Here is a 5959-nt window from a genome sequence, read left to right as displayed (position 1 = left end):
TTTCACCTTGCTGCATATCATTTTCACGAATTGGGCCATCCTGGGTTGCCTGCCATTTTTCATCTGAAATGCAAACTGGCACACCATCAACTTCCAACTGAAAGTACAGCGCAATATCTTCACCAAAGAGATTTCTCTCTCCATCCACACCGGAGCAGCTGCGATACCATCCATCCCCTAAGATCACCTGGACATCATTCTTTCCTTCTTTCACCAGCTCAGTTACATCGTAAGTTTGATAGGTCAGTTTTTTATTATAGGTATCGCTTCCCGGTGCAAGCACGAAGTCGCCCACCCTCAGACCGTTCAGATATGCTTCATACAGCCCGTGACAGGTGATGTACAGTCGCGCCTGACTTCCAAGGGGTGCCTTAAAAGTTGTCTGCAAATAACTGGCCGGCATATGTATACATGGATCACTAACCAATTCCGGATTTATCCACTTTGCCACAAACTGCGCAGCATCCAAAATACCCGCTTCGAAAAAAGCTTCCTCGCTCCATTCTCCAACCGTATCCGCTTCATCCCAAAGACGGACTTTCCAGCTTACCCGCTGCTTACTTTCCAGTACTTCACCAAAGATCACCTGCATTTTATTTGTTGATACTTTCCCGCTTTTCCAGATGATGCAACCATCTGATACCGCTTCTATTTCATATGCAGTCTGAGTAATTCCATCTTGGCAAATCCATGATAAAGACGGCTGTTTGATGTCAATTCCAAGTGGATTCACCAGGCGTTCTGTCTTGAGTTTAATTGCTTTCATTTAAATTTATACCTCCCTGTACCCTTAAGCGAATGACTCTTCTTCTGCTTCCGCCTGTGCTTTCTTCTCCTGAATATTTTGCTGCACCTCTACCATCTTCTCTTTGGATAATGGTGAAAATTTAAGTGCAGCCAATGTACAGATCCAACCAAGAATTGGCAGACCATAGGTCAATACCAACGCCATTATAAAGATTGCAGGTGTTCTGTTATCAGTTGGCTGTGGCATTACTGCTGTATAACCAATTACGGCCACACTTCCGGTAGCAATCGTTGCACCCAGGGAGGAAACCATCTTATCGACAAAACTATAAACACCTGTCATCGTGCCCGGCATATATTTACCGGAACGATCCAGTTCATAATCGATGATATCCGCCAACATGGCTCCGGTTGCCGTCGTCACACACATTTTACATCCATTTGTAGACAATGTCAGGACAAAGAAAACTATCATCAGTGGCATCACCTTTCCCACTGTCCAGGAAGATGTCACTCCAAAAAATACGATCAAAATAGCGGTGGTAATAATGCATAGGCGTGTCCACGTAATAATTGACTCTTTATTTCCATGTTTTCCGGCATAGCGTCCACCGTAAATAGCAAATATAATGGAAGGAAGCATGGCTGCCATATTGACAATGGTTGAAAGCTGCATATTACCGATAATGATTCCATATAACATGGTCGTGACAACTGCCTGCCCAGCCGTCTGCATGGCTAGTTTATCTGATGTTGCAGCAAAAATATAAGTCTGAAGGGCACGGTTGGTCTTAAGGATAGTAATCATATCTTTGATCTTTACTTCCTCCTGATTGCTCTTAGTACTGATTCCCTTAAAATTTTCCGTCTTATCTGCCGGTGAAACACCTATGCAGGCCAAAAGCTCCAGTATAAAGGAAACGGTTACTGCAAAAGTACAAGCTGCAGCCAACATCGGGGCGGTAAATTGATTTCCATATCTAGGTAAGATTCCAACTGTAATCCCCATAGATATACACATCGGGATGAAGTAGTTGTAAATAGTTGACCACACTCCTACTAATGGTCTTTGTTTCGGATCATTGGTCAGCACCGGTCCGATGACCTGACCAGCCATATTATTCATTGTGTAGCCAATAATGTACAGCATGTACACTAGAATAAAAGTAACTATGCCATGCCCTTTGTCGCTGAACCAATTGAACATCATGAATACTGCCAGAGTCTCAATCAGCCAGCCCCCAAACATAAAAAGACGAAGCTTTCCAAACCGTGTGTTCGTTTTATCAATCAATAACGCAATCAACGGATCAGTAATGCCATCAAAAATACGGGTACCTGTGATAATCATTCCAACCAATGCGGTTGCAACACCATATCCCACGTTTCCAACGTAGCTTGCATAACCGATTAGCATATAGAAACACATGGCCGCTCCGCTGTTGAGCTGCGCTAAGGCAATCTGCCATGTTTTTGCCCGACGATACTGTACACCATCGATGTCACTTTGTGTGTTTTTCTCTTTCTTGCTCATTTTTGTTCCCCCTCATTTCTTTTACTTTTATCGTTCCATTAAGCTTCCAAGCACCTGAAGGCTTTCCTTGGGATAACGTGTCTGAGTGCTACGGTCCACACCGATTAGACCAAATTTCATTCCATAGCCTTTCTGCCATTCAAAATTGTCTAAGAGTGACCAGTACATATATCCTTTCACCCGAATCCCATCGTCTATACAAGCCTGGATTCCTTCCGTCACTTCTCGGATAAATTGGCAGCGTCTGCTGTCATCTGCCGTTGCGATTCCATTTTCGGTAATTATCAAATCACCTTTGAATTCTTCTGCAACCTTACGAATTACGTTTGCAATCGCTAAAGGATAATCTTCATATCCCATCTGTGTCCGCAAACATTCATCTTTTGCCTGCGCACCACCGTTTTCATCAAAACGCTTTCTGGTATAACACTGTACGCCCAGAAAATCATCATCCTTAATGTATGGCAGGTAGTGCTTAAATTCCTCATCCCATTCTTTTTCAGCAAATGCCTCGCCACCGGGATAAGGCTGCATATCATGTAATGATAAGGTCAAGCCAATTTTCAGATGCGGACACGCTTCCTTCATTGCATCCCTTGCTGCTTCATGTGCTTTCATTACTAAAAGGTCACCCTCCGTTGTACACTGAGATACAAAGGTGTGAACATCCATGGGATTCTGTATGTCAAAGGCCTGCGCACTCTCCATCATGCTAAGCATCATGTTTTCTTTATTCATATTGATGCCAACTTGCACATCACTCTCTTTCGCTGCACTCTCTTTATCACCGATTTCTTTATCTGCATCTGCCTGTTGTCCTCCCATTCGCAGCACCATTTCTTTCATTAATGCCGCCAGCTGGAGACGCATATTTGCCTCGTTGATCGTGCAGACATATTCCATTTTATCACCCAGTTCACTGGCTAAACGCTTGCAATATGCAGCAAACTTCTCTACCACTTCCGGGTTTTCCCATCCGCCCTGACTGATTAACCATTTAGGTGACGAAAAATGATGCATGGTAACGATCGGTCGCACATGATTTGCATAGCAACAGTCCAACACATTACAATAATGCTTTACTTCTGCCTCATCCCACGAATCCGGTTCTGGTTGGATCCTCGCCCATTCTATTGAAAAACGGTAGGTATTAAGTCCTGCTTCTGCCATCAGATGAATATCCTCTTCATACCGATTATAATGATCCACTGCATCAAGGGACGGCTCATTAAACATAGAATGTGGTATCTGTTCCTGTACCCAATAATCGCTGTGTATGTTGTTTCCCTCCACCTGATGTGCTGCTGTCGCAGCTCCAAGCATAAAATCTTTTGAAAACATCATTTGCTTCTCCTCTCTACTCTAACCAAATTTGCTCTTACATATTGCTTTTCTCTTTAATCTGATTATATATACTATTTCATTTCCTTGTTTTCAAAATTTTGCTTTTTTGTTCAATATTTATCTATAATTATTTATCAACCATTTTTTGAACAAATTCACGAATTTTTAACTGTTTTTTTTCAGAATGTATAATATAATGAAAGCAAACGATAAGAGATTAGGAGCGAAGGATATGAATTTAAAATCAAATATAGATATAACAAAGTTTTTATTGGAAATTCAGAATTGCCAAGGTGAAGTGTATTATGAAACATCAGATGGAGACAGACTTAATCTTAGTTCTACTTTGAGCCAATATATCTTCTGTACGGTTGCCAGCCATTCCTATGATTGGAGTCAGGGATCGATTTGTTGTATGAGCAAGGAGGATTTTCCCAAACTCTCCCCCTATCTAGAAGAGAGCAGAGCGTAGCAGTTCAAAGTTCGCAAGTTTATATGCTAGAAAGGGGAATGTGTATTGAGTATCATAGAAAATCTAAAATTATTTCAAGAACTGATTTGTTGCAGCCATAATATATACTACTGGGCTTATACCGCTGATTTGACATTGCTTCATACAAGCTGTCCCAAAGAGTTTGCCATGGGTAATAATTATTCCTTACTAAGCCAGTCAACTTATCTGCTTAACTATGCCAAGACCGGTCATTATCCGCTCATTTTGGATACCTTTTTGAATTTTCTGTGGATTGCCGACTTTGAATGGGATGGCAACAGTTTGACTCATGTCCATGTCATTGGCCCAATTTTTACCGGAAAGAATTCTTACCAGCAGGTAAAAGAAAGTCTTAACCGGCACGATTTGTCCGTCCAAATCCGGATGGATGTACTAAGACAGCTGGAACAGGTTCCAATCGTACCTCTCAATCTCCTCTATCAGTATGCGATTATGCTTCACTACTGTATCACTGGAGAAAAAATTGCAATTCATCAACTACAGCATATTACATCAACAGATAATTCTAAGGATACGGAAAACTTATCCTCCAAATCAGATGAACACTGGGGTATCTGGGCATCAGAGCAGACATTTATTCAGATGATTCGGGATGGAAATCTCCATTATAAAGAAGCTTTAAATGTATCCCGCACCTTAAGCAGCGGTGTTAAATTTGATTCAGGAGGCCCTCTGCGCAATGCGAAGAATAATGTGATTGTCCTTTTGACACTTTGTTCTCGTGCAGCCATTGAAGGAGGTCTATCTCCTGCTGTTTCTTATACTATGCAAGATTATTATACCCAGAGAATTGAAGACTCCGGTTCTATTCCGGAAGCCTCAGTTCTTGTTGAAAACATCATGGAGGAATATGTACAAAAAGTTCGACAGGTACGGACCAATGCCAATATTTCCAGAGCTGTCCTAAGTTGCTGCGATTATATCACCATGCATATCACTGAAAAGCTAACCACTCAGTTTCTGGCATCGCGTGCGGGATATACCGAATACTATTTTTCCCGTAAATTCAAACAGGAAATGGGAAGTAGCATAAGTAAATATATCCATCAGGAACGGATAAAGAAGGCTAAGATTTTACTTAGCACAACAAATATGAGTATTATTGATATCAGTAATGAGCTCGGGTTTAGTTCGCGCAGCTTTTTTTCTGATACTTTTCAGAAGGTAACGGGGGAAACACCTGCGGGATATCGACGAAAAAATATGAAAATATAAAAAGAATGTAAAAGATTAAAGGTTGAATGACGGTCTGTACCTCTGTTGAATTATACGCTTATTTGTCGAACGATTTTAATTGTATGAATCTGTCGAATATGATAAATTTATATTGTATTAGCATCTTGTTAATATATTCCATAATCACGGCTACCCTCAATAGTCGTGAAAAGCTCCGGTGTCATCCCACCGGAGCTTTAACTTTACATTCCTATAAGCTTCTGTAAAATTGCCTCAAATTCTCTTTTGTACTTTCTTCCAGATATTTATCTTTTATTCCTTCCACTGCTCCCTGAATGCCATAAAGCATATTGATACACGCACCCGGGTCTTGCATGCGTACTCTGATAAATGCCTCTTCTGTTCCAATTTCCCGCAGCTGTTCTGCAGTTGTAATTCCTGCATCCACCAGCAGTTTCTCTAATACTTTTCCCACATTGGGCAGTTTGCCAAGATCGCTCATGATTGTCACCTCCATCAGGTATAACGCCTGCACTTAGTACTGCATCCAGCCAGAAACCAAACTGACAGTGCTGAATAGTTTGTCAGACTGCAAGGCGGAGGATGGAAGCGGAGTGGTTCCTCCGCTGACTGACGACAACGCG

Annotated in this window: 6 protein-coding genes; 2 read left to right on the top strand and 4 right to left on the bottom strand. The window is 41.6% G+C overall.

Going from position 1 to position 5959, the window contains the following annotated elements:
• From ACH2DQ_RS06095 to ACH2DQ_RS06085, 3 genes are all read right to left on the bottom strand, one after another.
• On the bottom strand, positions 1 to 766 hold a 766-nt coding region (locus ACH2DQ_RS06095; protein ID WP_395025979.1), incomplete at its 3' end, for an alpha-L-rhamnosidase N-terminal domain-containing protein.
• Between the two features lie 24 nt (positions 767 to 790).
• A complete protein-coding gene (locus ACH2DQ_RS06090) occupies positions 791 to 2281 on the bottom strand; it encodes an MFS transporter (RefSeq protein WP_395025977.1) in 1491 nt (496 codons plus the stop codon).
• Positions 2282 to 2308: 27 nt separating this feature from the next.
• Positions 2309 to 3625 (bottom strand): glycoside hydrolase family 1 protein, encoded by a 1317-nt coding sequence (locus ACH2DQ_RS06085; RefSeq protein WP_394912612.1) that lies wholly within the window; start codon positions 3623 to 3625, stop codon positions 2309 to 2311.
• 232 nt (positions 3626 to 3857) lie between these two features.
• On the opposite strand from ACH2DQ_RS06085, the gene ACH2DQ_RS06080 reads away from it, so the two are divergent.
• Entirely contained in the window at positions 3858 to 4097 is a 240-nt protein-coding gene (locus tag ACH2DQ_RS06080) for a polya polymerase (RefSeq protein ID WP_394912611.1), read from the top strand.
• Between the two features lie 45 nt (positions 4098 to 4142).
• Complete coding sequence (locus ACH2DQ_RS06075) at positions 4143 to 5354, top strand: helix-turn-helix domain-containing protein (protein WP_394912610.1); 1212 nt, start codon at positions 4143 to 4145, stop codon at positions 5352 to 5354.
• A 211-nt stretch (positions 5355 to 5565) separates the two neighbouring features.
• Here ACH2DQ_RS06075 and ACH2DQ_RS06070 read toward each other — a convergent pair whose 3' ends face one another.
• Positions 5566 to 5817, bottom strand: coding sequence for a TfoX/Sxy family protein (locus tag ACH2DQ_RS06070; protein ID WP_394912609.1), 252 nt, complete (start codon positions 5815 to 5817; stop codon positions 5566 to 5568).
• Positions 5818 to 5959 lie beyond the last annotated feature (142 nt).

It is taken from the genome of Robinsoniella sp. (assembly GCF_034124845.1).
This window is presented reverse-complemented; position numbering and strand designations above follow the sequence as displayed.

Excerpts from the sequence above, each read along its gene's own strand:
- ACH2DQ_RS06090 (WP_395025977.1), bottom strand. The coding sequence starts at position 2,281 with ATGAGCAAGAAAGAGAAAAACACACAAAGTGACATCGATGGTGTACAG.
- ACH2DQ_RS06085 (WP_394912612.1), bottom strand. The coding sequence starts at position 3,625 with ATGATGTTTTCAAAAGATTTTATGCTTGGAGCTGCGACAGCAGCACAT.
- ACH2DQ_RS06080 (WP_394912611.1), top strand. The coding sequence starts at position 3,858 with ATGAATTTAAAATCAAATATAGATATAACAAAGTTTTTATTGGAAATT.
- ACH2DQ_RS06070 (WP_394912609.1), bottom strand. The coding sequence starts at position 5,817 with ATGAGCGATCTTGGCAAACTGCCCAATGTGGGAAAAGTATTAGAGAAA.